This is a genomic window from Pontibacter ruber, assembly GCF_023630205.1.
GTDB lineage: Bacteria > Bacteroidota > Bacteroidia > Cytophagales > Hymenobacteraceae > Pontibacter > Pontibacter ruber.
The window spans coordinates 144,091-166,763 of record NZ_JALPRR010000006.1 but is presented as its reverse complement, the minus strand read 5'-3'; the positions used below and the strand labels follow the sequence as shown (position 1 = coordinate 166,763).

21 protein-coding genes are annotated in these 22,673 nt (G+C 51.3%); 12 read left to right on the top strand and 9 right to left on the bottom strand.

Going from position 1 to position 22,673, the window contains the following annotated elements:
* Together MJ611_RS20465 and MJ611_RS20460 are read right to left on the bottom strand one after the other, a co-directional pair.
* Window positions 1–350: hypothetical protein (locus MJ611_RS20465; protein WP_250432317.1), on the bottom strand; the 350-nt coding region annotated here is incomplete at its 3' end.
* Between the two features lie 259 nt (window positions 351–609).
* Window positions 610–903, bottom strand: a complete 294-nt coding sequence (locus MJ611_RS20460) for an HNH endonuclease (protein ID WP_250432316.1) — start codon at window positions 901–903, stop codon at window positions 610–612.
* A gap of 158 nt (window positions 904–1,061) precedes the next feature.
* Here MJ611_RS20460 and MJ611_RS20455 point away from each other — a divergent pair, with 158 nt between their 5' ends.
* A complete protein-coding gene (locus MJ611_RS20455; RefSeq protein ID WP_250432315.1) occupies window positions 1,062–2,312 on the top strand; it encodes an MFS transporter in 1,251 nt (416 codons plus the stop codon).
* A gap of 100 nt (window positions 2,313–2,412) precedes the next feature.
* On the opposite strand, the gene MJ611_RS20450 is transcribed toward MJ611_RS20455, so the two are convergent.
* From MJ611_RS20450 to MJ611_RS20435, 4 genes are read right to left on the bottom strand one after another with little or no spacing between them, the layout of a single operon-like run.
* Complete coding sequence (locus MJ611_RS20450; RefSeq protein ID WP_250432314.1) at window positions 2,413–2,835, bottom strand: response regulator; 423 nt, start codon at window positions 2,833–2,835, stop codon at window positions 2,413–2,415.
* A gap of 30 nt (window positions 2,836–2,865) precedes the next feature.
* Window positions 2,866–3,660, bottom strand: a complete 795-nt coding sequence (locus MJ611_RS20445) for a sensor histidine kinase (protein ID WP_250432313.1) — start codon at window positions 3,658–3,660, stop codon at window positions 2,866–2,868.
* Window positions 3,657–4,316, bottom strand: a complete 660-nt coding sequence (locus MJ611_RS20440) for a hypothetical protein (RefSeq protein ID WP_250432312.1) — start codon at window positions 4,314–4,316, stop codon at window positions 3,657–3,659. Before MJ611_RS20440 ends, MJ611_RS20445 begins: the two co-directional genes overlap by 4 nt.
* The gene (locus MJ611_RS20435) at window positions 4,316–4,645 is read right to left on the bottom strand and encodes a hypothetical protein (protein ID WP_250432311.1); all 330 of its coding nucleotides are present in this window, start codon (window positions 4,643–4,645) and stop codon (window positions 4,316–4,318) included. Before MJ611_RS20435 ends, MJ611_RS20440 begins: the two co-directional genes overlap by 1 nt.
* 437 nt (window positions 4,646–5,082) lie before the next feature.
* Here MJ611_RS20435 and MJ611_RS20430 point away from each other — a divergent pair, with 437 nt between their 5' ends.
* The 3 genes from MJ611_RS20430 to trxA all read left to right on the top strand — a co-directional run bounded on the left by MJ611_RS20430 (window position 5,083) and on the right by trxA (window position 6,897).
* Entirely contained in the window at window positions 5,083–5,655 is a 573-nt protein-coding gene (locus MJ611_RS20430) for a hypothetical protein (protein WP_250432310.1), read from the top strand.
* Window positions 5,636–6,520 carry a glycerophosphodiester phosphodiesterase gene (locus MJ611_RS20425; protein WP_250432309.1) on the top strand — a complete coding sequence of 295 codons (885 nt, stop codon included), beginning with the start codon at window positions 5,636–5,638 and terminating at the stop codon, window positions 6,518–6,520. The genes MJ611_RS20430 and MJ611_RS20425 overlap by 20 nt, the downstream gene beginning before the upstream one ends.
* Before the next feature lie 68 nt (window positions 6,521–6,588).
* Entirely contained in the window at window positions 6,589–6,897 is a 309-nt protein-coding gene (gene trxA / locus MJ611_RS20420) for a thioredoxin (protein ID WP_250432308.1), read from the top strand.
* Window positions 6,898–7,055: 158 nt separating this feature from the next.
* Here the strand turns inward: trxA and MJ611_RS20415 are convergent, their stop codons facing one another.
* Both MJ611_RS20415 and MJ611_RS20410 read right to left on the bottom strand, forming a co-directional pair.
* Window positions 7,056–8,501: a sensor histidine kinase gene (locus MJ611_RS20415; protein WP_250432307.1), complete on the bottom strand. Its 1,446-nt coding sequence runs from the start codon at window positions 8,499–8,501 to the stop codon at window positions 7,056–7,058.
* Window positions 8,416–9,792 (bottom strand): sigma-54-dependent transcriptional regulator, encoded by a 1,377-nt coding sequence (locus MJ611_RS20410; protein ID WP_250432306.1) that lies wholly within the window; start codon window positions 9,790–9,792, stop codon window positions 8,416–8,418. Before MJ611_RS20410 ends, MJ611_RS20415 begins: the two co-directional genes overlap by 86 nt.
* A gap of 298 nt (window positions 9,793–10,090) precedes the next feature.
* On the opposite strand from MJ611_RS20410, the gene MJ611_RS20405 reads away from it, so the two are divergent.
* From MJ611_RS20405 to MJ611_RS20370, 8 genes are all read left to right on the top strand, one after another.
* A complete protein-coding gene (locus tag MJ611_RS20405) occupies window positions 10,091–11,341 on the top strand; it encodes an efflux RND transporter periplasmic adaptor subunit (RefSeq protein ID WP_250432305.1) in 1,251 nt (416 codons plus the stop codon).
* Between the two features lie 141 nt (window positions 11,342–11,482).
* Window positions 11,483–12,202, top strand: a complete 720-nt coding sequence (locus MJ611_RS20400) for an ABC transporter ATP-binding protein (protein WP_250432304.1) — start codon at window positions 11,483–11,485, stop codon at window positions 12,200–12,202.
* Window positions 12,183–14,582 carry an ABC transporter permease gene (locus MJ611_RS20395; RefSeq protein WP_250432303.1) on the top strand — a complete coding sequence of 800 codons (2,400 nt, stop codon included), beginning with the start codon at window positions 12,183–12,185 and terminating at the stop codon, window positions 14,580–14,582. Before MJ611_RS20400 ends, MJ611_RS20395 begins: the two co-directional genes overlap by 20 nt.
* 133 nt (window positions 14,583–14,715) lie before the next feature.
* A complete protein-coding gene (locus MJ611_RS20390) occupies window positions 14,716–15,027 on the top strand; it encodes a hypothetical protein (protein WP_250432302.1) in 312 nt (103 codons plus the stop codon).
* 23 nt (window positions 15,028–15,050) lie between these two features.
* Complete coding sequence (locus tag MJ611_RS20385) at window positions 15,051–16,946, top strand: M61 family metallopeptidase (protein WP_250432301.1); 1,896 nt, start codon at window positions 15,051–15,053, stop codon at window positions 16,944–16,946.
* A 131-nt stretch (window positions 16,947–17,077) separates the two neighbouring features.
* Entirely contained in the window at window positions 17,078–18,433 is a 1,356-nt protein-coding gene (locus tag MJ611_RS20380; RefSeq protein WP_250432300.1) for a TolC family protein, read from the top strand.
* A 256-nt stretch (window positions 18,434–18,689) separates the two neighbouring features.
* The gene (locus MJ611_RS20375) at window positions 18,690–20,942 is read left to right on the top strand and encodes a TonB-dependent receptor (RefSeq protein ID WP_250432299.1); all 2,253 of its coding nucleotides are present in this window, start codon (window positions 18,690–18,692) and stop codon (window positions 20,940–20,942) included.
* Window positions 20,942–21,751 (top strand): DUF4249 domain-containing protein, encoded by an 810-nt coding sequence (locus MJ611_RS20370; protein WP_250432298.1) that lies wholly within the window; start codon window positions 20,942–20,944, stop codon window positions 21,749–21,751. The genes MJ611_RS20375 and MJ611_RS20370 overlap by 1 nt, the downstream gene beginning before the upstream one ends.
* An 85-nt stretch (window positions 21,752–21,836) precedes the next feature.
* Here the strand turns inward: MJ611_RS20370 and MJ611_RS20365 are convergent, their stop codons facing one another.
* Window positions 21,837–22,652: a purine-nucleoside phosphorylase gene (locus tag MJ611_RS20365; protein WP_250432297.1), complete on the bottom strand. Its 816-nt coding sequence runs from the start codon at window positions 22,650–22,652 to the stop codon at window positions 21,837–21,839.
* Between the last annotated feature and the right edge of the window lie 21 nt (window positions 22,653–22,673).

Here is a 22,673-nt window from a genome sequence, read left to right as displayed (position 1 = left end):
AAGATATTTAAAATAAACTTTATCCATTTGTCACCTCTGACTATCTGTATCTCAATTACCTGTAACTCAGATTCAGGGGTTAATCTACATAATTCATAGATGTAACCATGCAAATTGTCCCTGCCAAACCATGAAGTTGAAAATGGTGTCTTCTTAAAGCCTTTTTTCTCTAATAAAGGAATCCCAATTTCAAGAACAATTTGATTTCTAGCTTCGAGTAATTCCTTTGTTGTTGCTTTGTAAAAAAGGCCCATTCTTTCTTCTTTATGCCAAGTTGAGGCTTTATTTGTTGAATTAGCGCTAACTACTGTATATACGCCACTATGACGTTTATCTGCACTATATACCAAGTACCGGAGTACGCCAATCTACTGCTCTCATGCGTCACAATGCCTCAACTAAAGCATGATTGCTTCTAGTGACAATATATAGCATACACAATATAACAAATTTCTTGTTATCACAAGGCTATTTTCGTCACACAGGAAACCAAAATATAGGGCAGGCAAAAGTAGAGACAATTGTAAAACTGTAACCAAATCATACTTAAGCTAAAGTATACTTGGCATCACCCAAAACATCAATCTTCAAGTCCTGTGTCCAGCAACCCTACCTCCTGCGGCGGCTGCGTTTGTTTGAGATGCGGTTCAGGCGTTTGTTGCGCACCCACTTCAGGTACTTTTGCAGGGGCTCTGCTGTCTGCAGGGCAGGTATGGTGTTGTACTGGGCTGCCAGCTCTCTGTTGCTGAAGGTAAGGTGAATGGTGCTGTGGCAGGGTTGGCAAAGATCGGCAGTGGCTCCATAGCGGCCTCCCTCCTCCCGCGGCACCAGATGATGCCGCGTTAGGTACTGCACCTCGCGGGCGCATAATTCGCACACCAGTTCTTCTATCTTCTTTGCCATTCCGCTAACGTTATTCGCTGCTAATATCTGCAAGACTTAAACATTTACGCCTGAAGTATGGTTTAGTCAAATTCGGTTGAAAATATTCGGGTAAAAGAAAGGAATGAATGAGCAGGTAATCCCGTATTTTTGCCAGCTTTATTATCAATGTTTAAACTATGAAATCAGATAACAGAACAATACATTTAGACCAGGATAGCACGGAAGGATTGGTCCCGAAGACCGTGATCCGGGAAGGACTCCTGATCTATTTACTTGCGGCCATCCAGTTCACGCACGTGATGGACTTCGTGATCATGATGCCGCTGGGCCCGCAGCTGATGCGCGTTTTCAATATCTCTCCAAGTGAGTTTGGTTTGCTGGTATCGGCTTATACTTTCAGTGCAGCGGTAGCAGGCTTCCTCAGCGCCCTCTTCATCGACCGCTTCGACCGCAAGCATGCTGTGCTGGGTCTGTACCTTGGCTTCGCGGTGGGTACCCTTGCCTGTGCCCTTGCCCCTACTTACATCATGCTGCTGGTAGCCCGCGTGGTGGCCGGTGCATTCGGGGGTGTGCTGGGTGCGCTGGTACTGGCCGTGATCGGGGATGCCATACCGGAGCACCGACGAGGTGCGGCCACAGGCAAAGTAATGGCAGCCTTCTCGGTGGCGTCTATTGCCGGTATTCCGGTTGGCTTGTACCTGGCCAGCGTAACCAGCTGGCATGCTCCTTTTTACCTGCTGGCGGGCCTAAGCTTCCTGGTGCTGCTTGTAGCAGTGCGTTTCCTGCCCAACATGCGCGGGCACCTGACCAACGCCGTGCCGGATAACCCGTTCCTGGTGCTTAAAGAAATTGTGGCAAAACGCAACCTGCAGTGGGCCATGGCCCTGATGATTACGCTAACGATGGCTGGCTTCCTGATCATTCCGTTCGTGAGCCCTTATATGGTTGCCAACGTTGGGTTTACCGAGCAGCAGCTCAGCTACATTTACCTGTTTGGTGGCCTGGCAACGGTTTTCACCTCGCAATGGGCAGGCCGACTGGCCGATAAGTATGGAAAGCACCGGGTGTTTGCCATTGCAGCCATTTTGTCGATACCTGCCATCCTGCTGATAACGACCCTGCCTCCTGTGCCGCTCTATACTGCTCTGGTTGCTACTACGCTCTTTTTCATCTTTTTCGGGGCGCGGTTTGTGCCGGCCATGTCGCTGATCACCTCCAGTGTGGAGCCGCATCTGCGTGGTAGCTTTATGAGCATCAACTCTTCGGTACAGCAGATGAGCGCCGGGGTGGGCGCCTTCGTAGCCGGGCTCATTGTGCAGGAATCTGCCTCGGGCAGCCTGATGCGCTACAGTTGGGTGGGCATTATGGCCAGCGTTATTACCCTGGTAGCTGTAGTGGTAGTGCGCCAGATCAAAACCGTGGGATAGTACAAAGTATAAACCATAAAAGTATGATTCATAAAAAAGGACGCAGGTGGCTGCGTCCTTTTTTATGAATCCTGTATTTCAGACTATTGCCGGTATAATTTCACCTGCTTAAGTGGTGATGGTTTGGCAGGTTGCAGTAATACTCCTGGTTGTTTCTAAGTGCCTGTAGCGCCTTCCGGAGCTCCTCCGGCTCTGCATTTTTGAGCAGGTAACCGTGTACTCCTTCATTCATCAGCTTCACAACTAGCTCCTCCTCCCCATACATCGACATGATCAGGATACGCACCTGCGGATATTTGCTGATCAGGTAACGGGCAGTTGCAATTCCGTCCATTTCGGGCATCTCCAGGTCCAGCATCACCACATCGGGCATGTTATTTTCGATACGCTCCAAAAGCTCAACTCCGTTAATGGCGTCGCATAGCACGGTTACTTCTTCAAAATTCTTGAGTAGTTCCATCACACCTTTTCGGAAAAGCGTGTGGTCATCGGCAATTGCAAGTGTAAGTGGTTGTAGTTCCATGTAGCTGAACTATAAGTAGTATAATCAAATCTATGAAATTGTAAGCAGAATTTCTGCATTTGTTCCGGCTCCTGGCGCTGAAAAATAGGTAAGCGTCCCTTTTAACAACCTTACGCGGCTCTGCAGGTTAGTAAGCCCGAGTCCCAGAGCGCCTCCCGCACCTCCGTCTGCCCCGGCTTTGTACTCAAAGCCCTTGCCATTATCGGCGTAGGCCAGCTTTACTTTTCCGCCTTGGTGTAGTACCGATAAGGTAATTTCAGTAGCCCCGGCATGTTTCAGGGTGTTGTTCAGCAGCTCCTGTACAATGCGGTAAAGCAGCAGTTGTTGTTTCTTATCCAGCTGCACGCCCTCCAGATCGGTGGTAAGCTTGAGCGTGATGTGGGCAGCAGGCGGAATAGAGTATTTTAACGCTTCTAGCGCCTGTACCAGCCCCACTTTTTCCAGCACCACCGGCATAAGGTCATGTGAGATACGGCGGATATTTCCGATCACATCATCGAGCAGCACTTTGGCATTCTGTACGACCTCCCCGGTCGCTTCTGGCGGACTGTTCTGTTTGCCCAGCTGGCTGATGTTGAGGCGCACCAGCGAAAGCATGCCCCCGATCTCATCGTGCAGGTCGCGGGCTACGCGTCTTCGTTCCACTTCCTGCGCCTCCAGCGCTGCCTCCAGCAACTGGTGCTGCTGGCTTGCCTGTAGCTGCTGCAGGTGGTCCTGGTGCAGCAGCATGCGCCGCTGGTACTTGAACACGAACAGGATGATACCTACTGCCAGAACCAAAAGCACAGGCGTGATGATCAGCAGGGGCTGAAGTATCCCGATCATGCCGACGCCCTCTTAAGCATGAAGATCAGACTGGCATAATAAAGTATGTTCAACACCAAGGTTATGGCAATGCAAATGCGTGCGGCATCATACGATATGGCAAGGGCCTGATTGAACATGGCAGAAGACATGGTAGTGCCGGCCTTGTAGATCAGCATTGCACAACTCAGCAAAAAGATCGGGTCCCGATCCAGGTACTTGATGTTCAGGTCATTCGATACTTTGTAAAAGTATAAAACAGCCAGGACGATCAGCAGTGCGTTTTCTACAATTTTGGCAATAGAGTTCATCTGGGTTATACTTTCGAAGAAGACCGCATTGACAATACTGAAAAGAACAAAGCAGATTGCTGCTGCCAGGATACCCCGCTTGTAAGCAGTTTGCCTGAAACTGCAATAATAGATAGCTGCCAGCACACAGAACTCTATCGGAGCATAGAGATGGTGTAACCAGAGGTTGTTTTTGGTACCCAGCATCACCGTTACCTTACCTGCCACCTCTATGGCAACAATAAGTATAACATGTAAATAAAGTAGCCTGAACTGCCAGTTCTTGTGCCTTGCAAACCAGAGCAAGCCGAGCAAAAACGGCAGAATCGGACTGATTGAAGAAACTTGTATCAGCCAGGGGTAAATATTCCGAAGAAAGAACTCCATTAACCGTTAAGTTCTCCTGCTGGTGTGCAGTCCGGCGGGCATACTACGGATCCATCTGCAACTGTGCCTTCCTGCATGTCTTTGCCGTTTGCGTCTGCACCGATCAGTATGAGCTGCTTTTGCCCTTTTTCATCCCGAGCATAGTACATCCGGATGCCCATGCAGCCGGGCTGGTCCAGTATCTGCTGTAGAATGTCGCGGCCGAAGAAGTGTGCTTTTACGACTACGCCCTCTGCACCGGCCACTGCTTTGGAGCGGTAATTTCTTGTCCAGGAGGCAGCCTGTGCCAGTTCTATCGGTGCTCCTTCGCTTCCATTAAAATTTGCCATTGTTTATCTGGGTATAAGTAAATTTTACTCTAAATATATAGAAACTTATATATTAAAAGTCTTACTCTGAAGTAATTTTTTGCTAAAAATCAGAGAAAGCGTCAGTTTATACTTTGTACCTGCAGATGGTGGCCTCACCTGCCTTGTACGCTTTCCTTGTTTTACCTGCCCCTGCCTGCTGCTTACAAAGAAAATATCGCTAAAGCCCCTTGAGTGAGAGCCAATTGTCAGGTACATCCTCTTTAAATGTAACATTAGTAATTATACTCGGTTAAAGGACTCATAAACCAGGCAACTAAACCGGTACTGGTAGAAGTACCCAGGCCTGTAACATGCGTATTGCAGAGGCCATGTTCGTTTAAGTATGAAAACGTGTACTCTCCCAGACTTTTCCAAAGAATTATACTTCTGCAGTTCGATAACATGCAGCTAAACCCGTGCGAAAACTAACCTATCTCCCGCTATACTTGCTGCTACTGCTCAGTCCTTTTTTTGTCAGGGCGCAGGAGCAGGCAACAAATAAAAAGATCATACTTGGTGCCTCTGTTAACACGGGGCTCTCCTACACCGGCTTTGGCATTACGGCTGGTGTCAGCGCCCGCCGTCATAACTTGGAGCTGGTACTGGGCCCGAAGCTATCCTTCACAGAAACCTACCGCCTCACCACCGGGCCCTGGGGCGCAGCAGCCAGTTTATACTTTTACCCTTCCATAAAAAACACCCGGCTGCAAAGCTTTGCCAACCTGGACCTGCAAACCCTTATCCGGAACCCGTACTGCCCCGACAGCAACTGCGACGACAACTTCAGCTATACCCACGAATACACAGTTGGCTATGGCCTGAGCTATGGTTTAAACCGCAACCTGAGTTTGTTCAACGCCATAAATGTTGGCTTCTACCACGAGTCGCTCTACAATGCCAGCCTGCGGAATCGCATGCACGTTAGAGGATTAAACACGATGGTGAAACTAGGCCTGACCTACCGCTTTCATGGAAAAGAGAATCTGTAGACTGCTGCTGTCTGTTGTCATGCTGCTGGTACTTGCCGGGTGCGAAAAGATCGACCTGAATAAAATAGACAACCTCAACAACGGCAAAATCCTGGTGATCGGGCACGGGGGCGGGGGCTTTCAATCCTACTTCAACCCACTGCCTGATAACAGCATGGCCGCTATCAACAGGGCCATCGAGGGCCTGAATGCCGATGGCGTGGAACTGGACGTGCAACTAACCAAAGACAACCAATTGGTGCTTTACCACGACCAGCAGTTACCCACCCTCACCAACTGCTACGGCTGTGTAACCGAGGCTACCTATGCCGAGTTAAAGGACTGCCGCTACAACCACAATGCCGGCACCAACCTGGCCTCCGGAGAACGGCTTGTGCTGCTGGAAGATGTACTGGCTCGTTACGCTACCTTCGCCCGTAAGCCTCTGATTTTTCTGGACATCAAGATGATGAATGCCTGTAATCCAGCAGCCGAACCCACCCCGCTTGCCTTTGCGGCCGCACTTTCAGATCTTATCCTTAAATACGACGCGCAGGATTGGGTCTTTGTGGAAAGCAACTCGTTGGACCTGCTCCTGCTCCTGCAGGAAGAGCATCCGGAATTCAGGTTGCTGCTTTACACAAAAGAAATTGATAAAGATATAGAGGTAGCTGCCCGGAACGGATTTTATGGTATTACTACCTTCAATAACCTCATCTCGAAAGAGCAAACAAAACGTGCGCACCAGCAAAACCTGATGGTAAACGTACTGGGCGTAAAGTCCAGAACAGGATTGACGGAAGCCATTAAAAAGAACCCGGATGGCATACAGACCGACAACATACAGTTGCTGGCCGAATTACTGCGCCGGCATGGCGACGACTAACCGAAACACCTTATGCCGGTTGAAGCGTATGTTCAGTAACAACAAGCGCTACATTTATACTTTGCACTATGGCTAAAAAATCATTTAACGAACTCATCAACAGCCCGGGCATGCCGGTGCTGGTAGACTTCTACGCCGACTGGTGCGGCCCCTGCAAAACCATGAACCCTATTGTGCAGCAGGTGGCCAGTGAGTTTGCAGGTAAGCTGAAGGTACTGAAAGTAAATGTTGATACCAATCAGGCAGCCGCTGCGCAATACAGGGTACAGGGTGTGCCTACGTTTATACTTTTCCATAAAGGGCAGATCGTCTGGAAACAGGCAGGTGCCGTGCCCGGCCACCAGCTCTCACAGATCATCCGGCAGCATGTGGGCTAAACTCTGAATAATTGAAATCTGAATAACTGGAAAGTAAAGTATGATGCACCTGTTCACTGCCGCATGGTAGTAGCATTTATACTTTGAGTAAGCTGCTCCCTGTGCTTGCGCATCTACTATGGCACTCTACTTCATTCAATTATCCAGTTATTCAAAATTCAGTTATGAAACACCAAACTAAACGTAGTCGGCCCTCCTGCCGGGCTGCTGACGCGGATGGTGCCGCCGTGCTGGCGCATGATCTGCCGTGACAGGCTCAGGCCAATACCGGAACCCTGCTTTTTGGTCGTATAAAATGGCAGAAAGATCTTATCCAGCACATCTTCCGGTATGCCCGGTCCGTTGTCCTGCACATCTATCCGGAAGCGGTTTCTGTCCTGCTCATCCCGGTAGGCAATTACCTCGACGTGCGGCTCCGGAACCTCCTGGCAGGCTTCCATCCCGTTCTTGATCAGGTTGATGAGCACCTGCTCCAGTAGTTCCTGGTCGGCCTCAAGTATGGCCTCTTCATTCGGGAGATAAAAAGAGAGCTTTACCCGCCTGGCTTCCATGTCGGGTTGCAGCAGCGTGTTTACACTTTTGAGCAGTTCTTTTACTTTAACCTTGTGCAGCTCCGGGGTTGGCACACGCATCAGGCGGCGGTAATTCTTAACGAAGTGGAGCATACCGGTGCTGCGCTTTTCTATCGTTTGCAGGCCTGCCCGGATGTCATCCAGGGTTTCCTCTTCCGGTACTTCGCCGGCTGCATACTTTGCTATTACTTCTTCCTCTATCAAGCCTCCTACAGTAGAGGTCAAAGAAATAACCGGTGTTACCGAATTCATGATCTCGTGGGTCAGCACCCGGATCATTTTCTGCCAGGTCTGCAGTTCCTGTTCTTCAAGCTCGGAGCGGATGTTCTGCAGCGATACGATTTTAAGTTGCTGCCCCTGCGAGGTCAGCGTGGTGGCGTGCACCGTCAGCAGCAATTGTTCTTCCCGGACCTGCAGGGTAAGCAAGGTTTTCTCGTTATGCCCGATCTGTTGCAGCACCGTAACCAGCTCCTCACTAATGCGGCTCAAGGCCTGAATGTTGTGCAGGTGCGGCGTATGCAGCATGTCTTTTGCTACCTGGTTTACCAGCCGTACCTCGCCCCTGTCATCAAAAGAAAGTATACCGATGCCCACGTGCTCTACCATCGCCTGCAGGTAAAGGTGGTCGGCCTGCTTTTCTGCCTTTATCCGCTGGAAAGAATCGGTAATATCGTTGAAGGCCTGGTAGAGATGGCGGTAAGTCGGGTTGCCGCCTTTTGCGGCAAAACGCTGGGTAAAATCTGAATGGCGGATGGCTTCCAAAAAGCTGGCGATGTCGCGGTTGGTGCGCTCGACGTAGTGCACCAGGTCGTAAAGCTGAAAAAGCACGAGCAGCAGCAGGCACAGCGCTGTAACATACCAGTCGGTGCGGTACAGCACGAGCAGCGTGCACAGGATGATCAGCACGAGTAAACCTACCCGCAGGAGCAGGTATACCCTGAAACGGTTATAAGCCATGTTTTTCGATGCGGCGGTAAAGGGCCGTTCGGGTGATGCCCAGTTCTTTTGCGGCGTGCGTGATATTTCCGGCATGTTTTACCAGCGCCTTCTGCACCATCATTTTCTCGAGCGCCTCTAAGGTATAATCGCTGTCTGTAATGCCGGTGGTGGCAGCTTTCTGCGTGTTGCCGCCGGGGGCAAAATAAAAGTCCTCTTCCTGCAGTTCGTCCTTGTCGCAAAGTATAACAGCCCGCTCCATGGCATGGTCCAGTTCCCGTATGTTGCCCGGCCAGTGGTACTCGGTCAGGCGCCTGATGGTTTCCGGGGCAAGTTTTACGCCTTCTCGGTTATACTTGCGTCCGTATACTTTCAGGAAGTGCTGCGCCAGCAGTTTTATGTCCTCGCGGCGCTCGCGCAGGGGCGGCAGGTATATTTCCACGGTGTTGATTCTGTAAAGCAAATCCTGGCGGAAGGTGCCTTCACGTACCATGTCATACAGCGGCATGTTGGTGGCGCAGATCAGGCGGATGTCCACGGGGCGAGGCTTGTTAGTACCCAGACGGACCACCTGGCGGTTTTGCAGCACGGTCAGGAGTTTGGCCTGCAGTGCCAGCGACAAGTTGCCGATCTCATCCAGGAACAGGGTGCCGCCGTTGGCAGCTTCGATGCGTCCCATTCGGTCTTCTTTGGCGTCGGTAAAGGCGCCTTTGGCATGGCCGAACAATTCGCTTTCAAACAAAGTAGCGCTGATGGCGCCAAGGTCCACGTTCTCAAAAGCGTGATCGGCGCGTTTTGATTTGCGGTGCAGGGCGCGGGCCGCTACTTCTTTGCCGGTTCCGTTCTCGCCAAGTATAAGTACGTTGGCGTCGGTGCCGGCTACTTTATCGATGGTCTGGTATACCCGCTGCATGGCCGGCGATACCCCGATAAAATCCGCATAGTGGTAGGCAGTATCGTTTTTTTCGGAGGCTTCTGCTGTGCGCTGTCCTTTCTGAGTTCCCTGCTCGCAGGCTGTTTTAAGTATGCTGACCAGTTTTTCGTTCTGCCAGGGTTTCAGCACAAAATCGGTGGCTCCTTCTTTCAGGGCGCGTACGGCCAGTTCAATGTCGCCGTAGGCAGTCATCAGGATCACCTTCACCGAAGGCACCAGTTGCAGGATCTGCTTCAGCCAGTGCAGGCCCTCTTTGCTGGAAGTAGCGCCTTTGCTGTAGTTCATATCCAGCAGCACCACATCAAACTGGTGTTCCTGCAGCAGCGCCGGAATGGCATACGGGTCGGATGTAGTAACAACGGTGGTAAAATGCTGTTTCAGGAGTAAGCGGCCTGCAAGCAGAATATCCTCTTCATCGTCTACTATCAGTATTTTACAGGCAAGTTTACGCATGGTCCGCCAGTGAATAAGAAAAATTTATACTTGGTTCGGGGTAAAAGTAAAACTTTCTGAATCAAAAATCCAAGTACTGAACGCTGGAGAAAAAGCTGTTGCTTCACCTCGCTTTATTACCTGTACGGATTACGGATTACAGGTGTCCGCATACAGACAGATACCTGTTCGCAATCGGACACTTGGCACATAGCACAATGGCTATACACCTGCATAAACTGCTGTAAAGCAAACAAATACAAACATGGCACACTTGTTGGCAAAAGGATTTTACAGACTATGAAAATTTTTCTTTCCTATGGATCGCGTTATTGAAAAAAAGAAATACTCTCCTAAAAAGATCGCTACCATTGCCGGAGCTACACTGATTTTGGTGGTGGTACTCTACAACCTGCTGTTTGCCGAGCACTCCTCCAAACTGAACGTAGATACCCAGCGCATCACCGTGGGCAGCGTGCAGGACGGCGTATTCCAGGAGTTCATCGCTATCGACGGTTCTGTAGACCCGCTGAAAACGTTCTTTCTGGATATAACCGAAGGTGGTCGTGTGGAGAAAATTTACACCGACGACGGCCGCACCGTAGAAAAAGGCGACACGATCCTGAAGCTTTCCAACACCACCCTGCAGATCGACTTCATGACACGCGAAACGCAGTTGTTCGACCTGATGAACGAGCGCCAGAACTCCGAGATCACAATGAAGCAGGACCTGATCCGCAAGCAGAATGAACTGGCTGAGACAGAGTACAACCTGGCACTGGCCGAACGCGCCTACAAGCGCAACAAAATGCTGATCGCAGAAAAAGTGATCTCGCAGGAAGAATTCGAAGCATCCAAAGACCAGTACGAGTACCTGAAAAAGCGCAAAGCCCTCGGCGACCGCTCCGTAAAACAGGATGCCCAGCTCATGAACGAACGCCTGAAGCAGCTCGATGAGTCGATCCGTAGGATGGACGCCAACATCAACATGGCCCGCAACACGCTCAACAACCTCTATGTGATCGCGCCGACAAACGGGCAGCTCTCAACGCTGAAAGCGGAAGTAGGCGAGTCGAAAGCGCCGGGCGAAAACATCGGCCAGATCGACGACCTGAACGGCTACAAAGTTAAAGCAGCTATCGACGAGCACTACATTTCCCGCATCTACCCGGGCCTGAAAGGCAGCTTCGATTTCAACGGCAAAACCTATGACGTAACGGTTGCCAAAGTGTTCCCGGAAGTACAGGCCGGCACCTTCCAGGTAGACATGGAGTTTGCCAGCGGCACACCTGAAGGCATCCGTCGCGGACAGACCCTGCAGATCAAACTTAACCTGAACGACGGCGCCAAAGCGGTGCTCCTGCCACGCGGCGGATTCTACCAGAGCACCGGCGGCAGCTGGGTGTTTGTAGTGGATAAATCAGGTGATTTTGCTACGAAGCGAAGTATAAAACTTGGCCGCCAGAACCCGCAGCATTACGAGGTGCTCGAAGGCCTAAAGCCGGGTGAAAAAGTAGTACTCTCCTCCTACGACAGCTACGGCGACATCGACCGGCTGGAGCTAAAATAATTGTTGATTGCTTACTGCTAATTGTTTTTCCTTATATGATTGAGAAAACAACGATCAACAATTAACAATCAGCAATTAAAAACCCATTAGTACAAAATAAAACGAAGAAAAACGAAACGTATAACATCAACTATCAAACCCATGAACAAGGTAGCCAACATCATAGAAGCAAAGCAGTTAGAGAAAAAGTATGTAACCGACACCGTGGAAACAACTGCCCTGGCAGGCGTGGACCTGCGCATAGCCAAAGGCGAGTTTGTGGCGGTAATGGGTCCATCTGGTTGCGGCAAATCCACACTGCTCAACATCCTTGGCCTGCTTGATTCTCCTTCCGGGGGCACGCTCACTTTCCTGGGCCAGGACATCAGCCGAGCTTCCGAGCGCCAGCGTGCCAAGCTGCGCAAGCAGAACCTGGGCTTCGTGTTCCAGAGCTTCAACCTGATTGACGAGCTGACCGTGGAAGAGAACATTGGTCTGCCGCTGGCTTACCTGGGTGTGCCGCGTGCCGAAGCGCAGCGCCGTGTAGAAGAAGCGATGGAGCGTATGGGCATCGCTCACCGCCGCAGCCATTTCCCGCAGCAGCTGTCGGGTGGTCAGCAGCAGCGTGTGGCCATAGCCCGTGCCACAGTATCTAACCCCAGCCTTATACTTGCCGACGAACCTACCGGTAACCTCGACTCGGTGCACGGCCGCGAGGTAATGGCGCTGCTCTCCGAACTGAATGAACAGGGCACGACCGTGGTAATGGTAACACACTCCCCTTCCGATGCCGAGTACGCACACCGCATCGTCAACCTGTTCGATGGCCAGATCGTGACCGAAAGTATAAATGCCCGCAAACATGCTGCAGAACTACTTTAAGATTGCCCTGCGCAATCTTGTCCGCAACAGGGTATACTCTGCTATCAACATAGCCGGGCTGGCTATCGGCGTGGCTTCCTGTATCCTTATTTTCCTGTATGTAAAAGATGAGCTGAGCTACGAAAGCCACTTTACCAATGCAGACAGGATTGTGCGGGTGGCCGGAGAGATAAAGCTGGCGAGCCAGGAAGCTAACAAATTTTCCTTGTCGCCGGCGGCCCTGGAGCCGGCCCTGCGCCGCGATTTTCCGGATATCGAGCATGTAACGCAGCTTGTGCAGGAGCGCAAGCAAACCGTCTGGTACAAAGACAAGAGCTTTAACGAAGACCAACTGGTTTTTGCAGACAGCTCCTTTTTCCATGTTTTTGATTACCCGTTTGTGGTTGGCGACCCAAACACCGCTCTGGACGAGCCGCAAACAATTGTGCTGAGCGAGGAGATGGCAGCCCGCTATTTCGACGATCCTGCACAGGCCATAGGAGAAGTACTCAAATTCAGCCGCCACTCTTACAAGGTAACGGGGGTTTACCGCGACCCGGGCCACTCCCACATCCGGGCAAGAGCTTTCCTGTCCAGGAGCACGCACGATGCCACCCTGGACGAAGAAGAGCGAACAAACCAGTGGTTTGCCATGGGTCGCTATACCTACGTGCTGCTGCAGAGCCCGGAACAGATCCCGGTTTTCCAGGAGAAAATGGATGCTTTCGCCCAACGCCACGTTATCCCGTGGATAAAAGAGCATGAATCAGATGCCAGCATGCGCTTTGTACTGCAGCCGCTCCGCTCCATCCACTTCGACACGGTATACGGCGCCGACATGACAGCGCCCGGCAACATTTCTTATGTGTATATTTTCGGAGCAGTGGCTGTTTTCCTGCTGCTCATTGCCTGCATCAATTACATGAACCTGGCCACCGCCCGCTCGGCCAAGCGCGCCAAAGAGGTTGGATTGCGCAAAGTAGTAGGTGCCTTCCGTAGCCAGATCATCGGTCAGTTCATCGGCGAGTCGCTGCTCATCACCCTGATTGCCGTGGTCCTGGCGTTGGCGCTGGTACAGACGCTGATCCCGGCTTTCAACTCCTTAACCGGTAAAAACTTCGACTCAAACTTTGTGCTGCAGCCGGAGTTCCTGCTCATTGTGCTGGCCATTGTGGTGTTTGTAGGGGTGGTAGCCGGCAGTTACCCAGCTTTCTTCCTTTCCAATTTTAAACCGGCCGATGTACTCAAATCGGACCAGGCACCGAAAGGCGGCAGCGCTTCGCTGCGAAGGGTATTGGTGGTGGTTCAATTCACCATTTCGCTCATCATGATCATCAGCACGATCGTTGTGTTCACCCAAATGCATTTCCTGCGAAACCGCAACCTGGGCTTCAACAAAGAGCAGATCATGGTGATCGATGTTCCGGGCGGAGACTCTACGCTGGTAAAACAACTGCCGAGCTTAAGGCAGCAACTTCTAAGCAACCCGCTCATCGAGAAAGTTTCCAACGCAAATGACATTCCGGCGGAAGAATTATCCAAGCACATGATGCTGGCCGAGCTGGATGGAAAAATGGCTGAGCGTACGTTCCAGATCATGTCTGTGGATTACGACTTTCTGGATGTGATGGGCATAGAACTGAAAGAAGGCCGCAACTACGACCGCCGCATGAAAACCGATGAGACAGAAGGAGTAATCGTGAACGAGGCAGCGGCCCGCTGGATGGGCTGGGACAACCCGATTGGCAAGCGCATCGAGTACAATGATCGTGACCTGCAGGTGATCGGGGTAGTGAAGGATTTCCATGTGCAGTCGCTGCATACCAAAGTAGAGCCCCTGGTGCTGAAGTTGCGCCCGCAGTCTGCCGGATACGTGCTGGTGCGCTTAAAACCGGAGAACATGGCTTCTACGGTTCGTTTTGTCGAAAACCAGTGGCAGGCATTTGATCCGAAGCACCCGATGGAGTATTTCTTCATGGACGAGCACTTCGACAAGCAATACCGCGCCGAGGCCAAAATGCTGACCGTGTTCGGCTACTTTGCCGGGCTCACCATACTTATCGCCTGCCTTGGCTTATTTGGCTTGGCATCGTTCACGGCCGAGCAGCGCACCAAAGAGATCGGCATCCGCAAGGTGCTGGGTTCTTCTACAAGCGACATTGTGGTGCTGCTTTCCAAGGATTTTGCGGTGCTGGTGCTGATTGCTATTGTGCTGGCAAGCCCGATCGCATGGTATGGCATGGACAAATGGCTGCAGGATTTTGCTTACAGAACAGAACTGAACTGGTGGACCTTTGCCCTGGCTGGTTTTGCCGCATTGCTGATCGCACTTGTTACGGTGAGCTTCCAGGCTGTGAAAGCGGCTAGCTTGGATCCTGTTAAAGCCATACGGACGCAGTAATGTATCCGGAAAAACAAATTGTTTGTGTTGAGTGAGGTGAAACTTCGGCGGGTTAAACAAAAGGTTTCCCGCTGAAGCAACCTTTCGGCCACAAACATCATCTTTCCGGTGACCAACACCATAAACTAAAACTATGAAAAGTATCTCTGCTCTCTTGCTTACCTCATTTTTTACCTGGATAATAAGTGTGGCTGATTATACGCCGGGCTTAATGGCTGCTTTCCTGCAGTCTACGGGTGTAGAACTTGCACCCGAACAGTTAACCACGCAAGAGAGGCGCATTGCACGTATCATCTCGGGAAATATCGGCATTCAGCAGGAAGGGCTACGGCAAACGGACAACAATCAGGAAACAGATAACTCCGACTGCTGCCGCATTTTGAATGACATAAAGCTGGCAGTGACCAAACCCTTACACAAGGCCTGCTCGTTAGCTAAGCTATAGTTAACCAGCCACAGAACCTGATCATGACGCTAAAAAGAACCATATTACTACTTGTCCTGGGAATTAACCTGAGCATTGCCGCACGGGCAACCGAACAATCCCGCGCAGCAGATAAGTATGTCTTTACCATTAACCTTACCCAGGTAAAAGATGATATGGTGCAGGTTACGCTGCTGGCACCGCCCATCAAGCAAAACGACATCGTTTACAACATGCCCAAAATTGTGCCGGGCACATATTCGGTTTCCGATTTTGGCAGGTTCCTGACTGATTTTAAAGCCTACGATGCCAAAGGCCGGCCACTGCAGGTAGAGCAGGTAGACGAGAACCGCTGGCGCATACGCAACGCCACCGCGCTGCACAAGATCACCTACTGGACCAACGACACCTTTGACGCGGCAAAAAGAGACAATGCCATTTTTGAGCCGGGCGGCACCAACATCGAAGAGAACAGGAACTTCCTGCTCAACACCTTTGGCTTTATCGGTTATTTCGATAACATGAAGCAGGTGCCGTACGAGCTGAACATCACCAGGCCGGAAAGCTTCTACGGCTCCACCCCGCTGAAGGCGGTATCGTCGACGGCTACTTCTGATACCTACGTAGTGCCCACCTACATGGAGCTGGCCGATTCGCCGCTGATGTATAACAAGCCCGACACAACCGTACTTAACCTCGGCAACACCGAAGTGCTGGTATCGGTTTACTCGCCCAGCGGCCGCGTAACGTCCAAGCCTGTTGCCGGCAACGTGAAGGATATCCTGGAGGCGCAACGCAGTTACCTCGGCGGTACCCTGCCGGTAGACAAGTATGCTTTCCTGATCTATGTGCCGGAGCGGCCGGGCATTTCCGGATCTTACGGGGCACTGGAGCATTCCTATTCATCGGTATATTTTCTGCCGGAGATGCCGGAGCAGCAATTCAGCAGCACCATCCGGGATGTGGCAGCCCATGAGTTTTTCCATGTGGTGACGCCGCTTGCCATCCATTCGGAAGAGATCCACAACTTCGATTACATCGAGCCAAAAATGTCGAAGCACCTGTGGCTGTACGAAGGCGTAACCGAATACTTTGCCACGCATGTGCAGGCTTATGAAAAGCTCTACCCGCAGGAAGAATACCTAGAAAAACTGCGCGACTACATCATCACTTCAAAGGCCTACTACAACGACACGCTGCCTTTTACCGAACTGAGCCGCAACTGCTTGGACGAGTACGAAGAAGAATACCCCAATGTATACCAGAAAGGCGCCCTGATCGGCATGTCGCTGGATATAAGATTACTGGAACTGTCGGGAGGAAAGTATAGCCTGCGCAACCTGATGCAGGACCTGGCCAAAACCTACGGCAAAGACAAGCCTTTCAAGGATGACGAGCTGTTCGACAAGATCACGGAGCTGACCTTTCCGCAGATACGGGAATTCTTTGCAAAGTATGTGGAAGGCCCGGAGCCGCTGCCCCTGCAGCAAACATTCCGCACGGTGGGCATTCGCTACGAGCCGGTGTCCAAGCAACTGGTGAACTCTTACGGGGGCTTTATACCCGGTTACGACAGAGAGGCCGACAAGATCACGGTGGCAGAAGACGAAGAGATGGATGCGTTCGGAAAGAAAATGGGCTTCAAGGCCGGCGATCAGCTTCTGGCGATGAACGGCAAAGAAATTACACCCTTGAATGTGCGTGAGATTATCGGGGAAGACCTGCAGCAGGCAAAACCCGGAAGCAGGATCGAATTTATGGTTGGCCGCAAAGACAGCAAAGGAAAGCTGCAGAAGAAAAAACTGAAAGGCCGCGTTACAGCCGTTGAACGCGAAGTGCTGCACGTGCTGGAACCCGACACAAACGCTACCCCGCAACAGCTGCAACTACGCTCTGTATGGCTGAACGAAGGAAACACAAGCGGGGAGGTAGAAAGGTAGAAAGTTAAAGAGGTAGAGAGGTAGAGAGTTAAAATGCAATTAAGCTGCTTACGTCTGACTTATAACTGCTTATTGGTAACTGTTTACTGATCACTGTTTCCTGCAAAACGCCACTAGTATAAAATAAACCTATGAAAAATGTTACAACCGGAGCCCTGCTCAAAAAGCTGGGAGGGCTACTCTTTTGCGCTTTTCTGATCGTGGAAGTGCAGGCGCAACAGGCACTCACACTGGAGCAAAGCCTGGAACTGGCACGGCAGCACAACGTAGCCCTGCGCCAGGCGCAGCACAATGCCACCAAGTCCAACATCAACCTGCGCCGGAGCCAGTTTGCCTACTTGCCAACCGTTTCAGCCCAGGCCGACGCCAGCCGCGTGAACGGTCTGACCTTCGATAACGTGTCGGGGGAAGTGAAACGGGGTAATACCACCACCTCCAACCCCTATATGGTCGGGCAACTGGTGCTGTTCGATGGTTTTACACGGTACTTTGAATTAAAGCAGGCAGACAAATATGCGGAGGCCGGAAAGTACCAGCAGGCACAGGCCGAGATTGACCTGGAAGCCAATGTAACGGGCTATTTCCTGCAGGCTATACTTGACCGGGAGAACGCCACCATCACCAGAGACCGGATCACGCTCCTGCAATCGCAACTGGAAAAGATAGAGAAACTGGAACGGGCCGGGGTTCGCACAGAAGCCGATGTGTACCAGATCAAATCGCAGCTGGCCACCGAAAAGCTCAACCTCATCACAAACGAAAACAGCTACCGCCGCTCCATGCTGGCCCTGGTGCAGGAAATCAACGCCGGCGCCGAAACAGCCTACCAGTTGCAGGTACCAACTGCTCCCGTTGACATCAACTCAGAGCTACTGCCACTGGAATCCGTAATGGAACGTGCCGTTGCTTATTCGCCACAACTGAAAGCTGCAAAAGCCAGCCTGGAGGCTTCCAGGCATGGCCTGAGTGTAGCCCGCAGCGGCCTGTCTCCTACCCTGTCGGTGGAAGGAATTCTGGGATCCCGCTTCTCGAGCAACGTGAAAGAACTGAAGCAGGAAACCAACACGTTCGAGCAGATTAACTACTTCGATCAGCTGGATCAGAACCGGCAGAAGATCGTGCAGTTGAGCCTGCGCATACCGGTGTTCAATGGCTTTACCAGCCACCTGGATGCACAAACGGCCAAAGTAGATATGCGCAAAGCCGAGCTCGATTATATAACTTCGCAAAATACCCTACGCCAAACCATAGAGCAGGCGTACCAGGAGGTACTATCGGCACGCGAACGCTACAACACAGTGCAGGCAAGTATAGAATATTCCGAAAAAGCCTTTGAGGCAGCCAAACGCAAGTATGAATCCGGCACCCTCGACTTCTTCTCCTACATGGAATCACTTAACAATAAGAACAGAGCCCAGATAGAGCTCCTGCAAAGCAAATGCGAGTTTTATTTCCGGCACCGCATCCTCGAACTCTACCAGGGCTAAGCCATTTCATATTACTGATACCTGAAAGGCCGGACCCATTGGGTGCGGCTTTTCTTTTATAGCCTCAAAATTATGCGGCCTCTATAAACAATCAGGTCCTGAGGGCGTTACTTAGGCAACCTTTCGGGTTATACTTTCAGTTTATACTTTATAATAGATAACTTGCATTGCTCTAGAAATACTGCCTGTATCCATGCGACTACCTGCCTACCTGTTACCTCTTCTTTTGCTGCTGTTTTGCCTTTATTCCAAAGTTATGGCCCAGTCCAATTATACTATCAGCGGCTATGTGCGTTCGGCAACAGGCAATGAACCCTTAGTGGGGGCTACTGTAGGCGTACCAAGTATGAACGTGGGCACCATCACCAACGAGAACGGATTTTACAGTATCAGCCTGCCACCCGGTAGTTATACCCTGCAGGCGAGCTATGTTGGGTACCAGACCAGTTCCTGGCCTGTGGTGGTAAGTAATGTGAATCAAACTGTGGCCATCACGATGACAGCGGCTGCCAACCAACTGAAGGAGGTGGTAGTAGAAACGAACACACTGGAGCAGAAGCTGAACCAGAACCAGATGAGCGTGGAGAAGCTGACAACGCGCGAAGTTAAATTGCTGCCGGCCCTTTTTGGGGAGGTAGACTTGCTGAAGACGCTGCAACTGAAACCGGGTGTCCAGTCAGGTGGCGAAGGAACATCCGGACTGTACGTACGCGGCGGTGGCCCTGACCAAAACCTGGTGCTGTTGGATGATGCCATCGTATACAATGCTTCGCACTTGTTCGGTTTCTTCAGCGTATTCAACTCAGATGCAGTTGAAAGTGTAGAGCTATACAAAGGAGGCTTTCCGGCTGAATTCGGAGGCAGGCTATCGTCGGTGGTGGATGTTAAGATGAGAGAAGGCAACCAGGAACGGATCAGCGCCACGGGCGGCATCGGTTTAATTGCTTCCCGCCTGACCATTGACGGGCCCATCGTAAAAGATAAAGCATCATTTATCGTATCCGGTCGCCGTACGTATTCCGACATCTTCACGCGGCAGATCAACCGGTTAAAGGAAGGTGACGAAGACTACAACCCGATCCCGGATTACTATTTTTACGACCTGAACGGCAAGGTGAATTATAAACTTGGCGAGGACGATGAGTTAAGCCTGAGCGGCTATTTTGGGCGTGACTTTTTCGGGTTCAAGGACGATGACTTTAAGTTTGGCTTTGACTGGGGCAACAAAGTAGCGGCACTTAGCTGGCGCCACAAGTTCAGCCCGCGCCTGTACGCCAACACCACGGCCAGTTCCTCCAGCTACCAGTATACCATCAAGAACGAGATCAATGTTTTCTCCTTTCGCCTTACCTCCGACATCAAAGACTTTGGCCTTAAAACAGATTTCGACCTGATCCTGGATGGCGGCCACAGCCTGAAGTTCGGAGCGATGGCCTCCAAGCATGATTTTACCATTGGGCGCCTCAACTTCGACAGCGAAGACAACAGCATCTCGCTTGGGGCCGGCAGTAACTATAAAGCCACAGAATTCGGCACCTACGTGTCAGACGATTACCTGATAAATGCCAGATGGTCGTTGAACTACGGATTACGCTTTTCCGGCTTCAACAGTGGGGGCAAAACGTACGTTGGGCTGGAGCCACGGGCCTCTGCCAAGTATAACATCAGCGAGAGCGTGGCCCTGAAAGGCAGCTTTGCCAGCATGATGCAATACATTCACCTGGTAGCCAATTCAGGGGCCTCCCTCCCTACGGATGTGTGGTATCCATCTAACCCGGGGGTGTACCCGCAACGCTCGCAGCAAGTGGCCTTAGGCATTAGCAAGCTGTTTGGCGCGGGGCGTTTTCTGCTTACCAACGAAGTATACTACAAATGGATGCGCCGGCAGATCGACTTCCGTGACGGCGCCAACTTGTTTGTGAACGACAACCTGGAGCAGGAATTTTTGTTTGGTAAAGGCGAGAGCTACGGCAACGAACTATACTTTGAAAAAATCAATGGCAAAACCACCGGCTGGGTGGGCTATACGCTTTCCTGGACTTACCGTACGTTCCCGGATATCAACGAAGGCCGCCGCTTTCCGACCCGCTACGACCGCCGTCACGACATCAGTGTGGTGTTGCTGCACAAGCTAAACAAACGGCTGAGCCTGACGGGAGCCTTTGTGTATGGTACAGGTAATGCTTACTCGCTGCCGGTAGCTCGCTTTGCTTTCCAGGATGTAGAGGGGGAGAACCCATCGGTCGTGCCTATTTACTCTGACCGCAACAGCTTCCGGCTTGCGCCATTTCACCGCCTCGACCTGGGCGTAGTGCTGAAGATGCGGCCAAAGCACGGCGAATCCGACCTGACGTTTAGCGTGTACAATGCCTACAACCGGCGCAACCCATACTTTGTATACTTTGAGCAATTAAAAGACGAGCAGGACCAGGAAACCCTGAATTTTCAGGCGAAGCAGGTGTCGTTATTCCCGGTTATACCGTCTGTTACCTATAATTTTAAGTTCTGATGAAACTGAAATCAAGCCTATATTTCCTGTTGCCCCTGCTGTTGCTGCTTACCGCCTGTGACCTGGAAAAAGCCATTGACGTGGAGCTGCCGCCTCACGAGGCGCAACTGGTAGTGGAGTGCTACCTGGAGCCTGGCAAACCCATGCGCGCCACGGTGCTGGAGAGCGTGAGTTATTTTGACGAGCCGCAGCCCCCGCTGGTACCCGATGCTGAGGTATTCATCACCTACAACGGCAAAACCACCCGTCTTAATTATGCCCCTTTTATAGACAAAGAGATAAACAAATTCTACACCCACCGCTCTGATGAACTGGTGGAAGGCAAGCCCGGTGAAATGTATAGTCTGGAAGTAAAAGATGGCAAAGGCCGCCGGGTAACCGGCTTCACCACGATGTTGCCGCGGGTTCCTATCGATACCCTGGAATACCGTTTTAACGAGAAAGAAGAGGCGCTGCTGCTTACGTCTTACCAGGACGACCCGAATAGCCGCAACTTTTACAGGTACATGACACATATCGATAGCCTGCATGAAGGTTCTGATCGGGAGTTTACAGTATCAGATGAGCTGACCAACGGCACACGTGTTACACTCGGCTCGGCTTATGACTATGATAAAGGCGATTCGTTAACAGTTACGCTTTACCACATCGAGGAGCAATACTATAATTTCCTCCGCTCTACCTCCGATGCTAAAAACGCCAACGGCAACCCGTTTGCACAGCCTTCTAAAATCGCATCAACCGTGCAGGGCGGAATTGGGGTATTTACCAACCTGGCCTATGACCGGCAGACGGTGATCATTAAATAAGAAATAACCTGATCTGGAAGTATAAAGTATAAATAGGAAGCGGGGCCATCTGGCCCCGCTTCCTATTTATACTTTATACTTTACGTTATTGCTGACGTACCAGCTCACGGATCAGCATGGCTAAGCGGGGTTCCGCCACAGCAGCGGCATCCAGGATGTCTTTCAGTACTACTTTCTTGATACGATCCGGCGTACCCATATCCGTGATCACTGAAATGCCAAATACCGGCATGCCCATGTGGCGCGCTGCAATTACTTCCGGCACCGTAGACATACCCACGGCATCGGCACCGATACGGGCAATGTAGTTATACTCTGCTTTGGTCTCCAGCATGGGGCCCGGCACGCTGGCATAAACCCCTTCGCGCAGGTCAAAATCGGCATCCTCTGCAATTACCATCGCCTGGCGGATCATGTGCTCGTCGTATACATCGCTCATATCCGGGAAGCGCGGACCCAGCTCGTCAATATTTTTGCCGATAAGCGGGTTAGAGGGCTGCAGGTTGATGTGGTCGGTAATCACCATCAGGTCTGTTGTATTGAACTGCGGGTTCAGGCCACCGGCTGCGTTAGACACAAACAGTTTCTTCACGTTCAACAGCTTCATCACGCGGACCGGGAACACCACCTGGTTCATGGTATAGCCTTCGTAGTAATGGAAGCGTCCCTGCATCACGATCACGTTGCGGCCTGCCAGCGTTCCCAGGATCAGCCTGCCAGAGTGGCTTTCCACTGTCGACACCGGGAAGTGCGGGATATCCGCGTAAGACAAACTATACTTTATTTCGATCTCCTTTACCAAAGCGCCAAGGCCGGTGCCTAGTATAATGCCGAATTCCGGAGCAAAGCCCTCTGTGTGTGCCTGTATATAAGCTGCTGATTCCTGTAATTGCTGTATCATAATTTTAGGTTAATGTGCGGT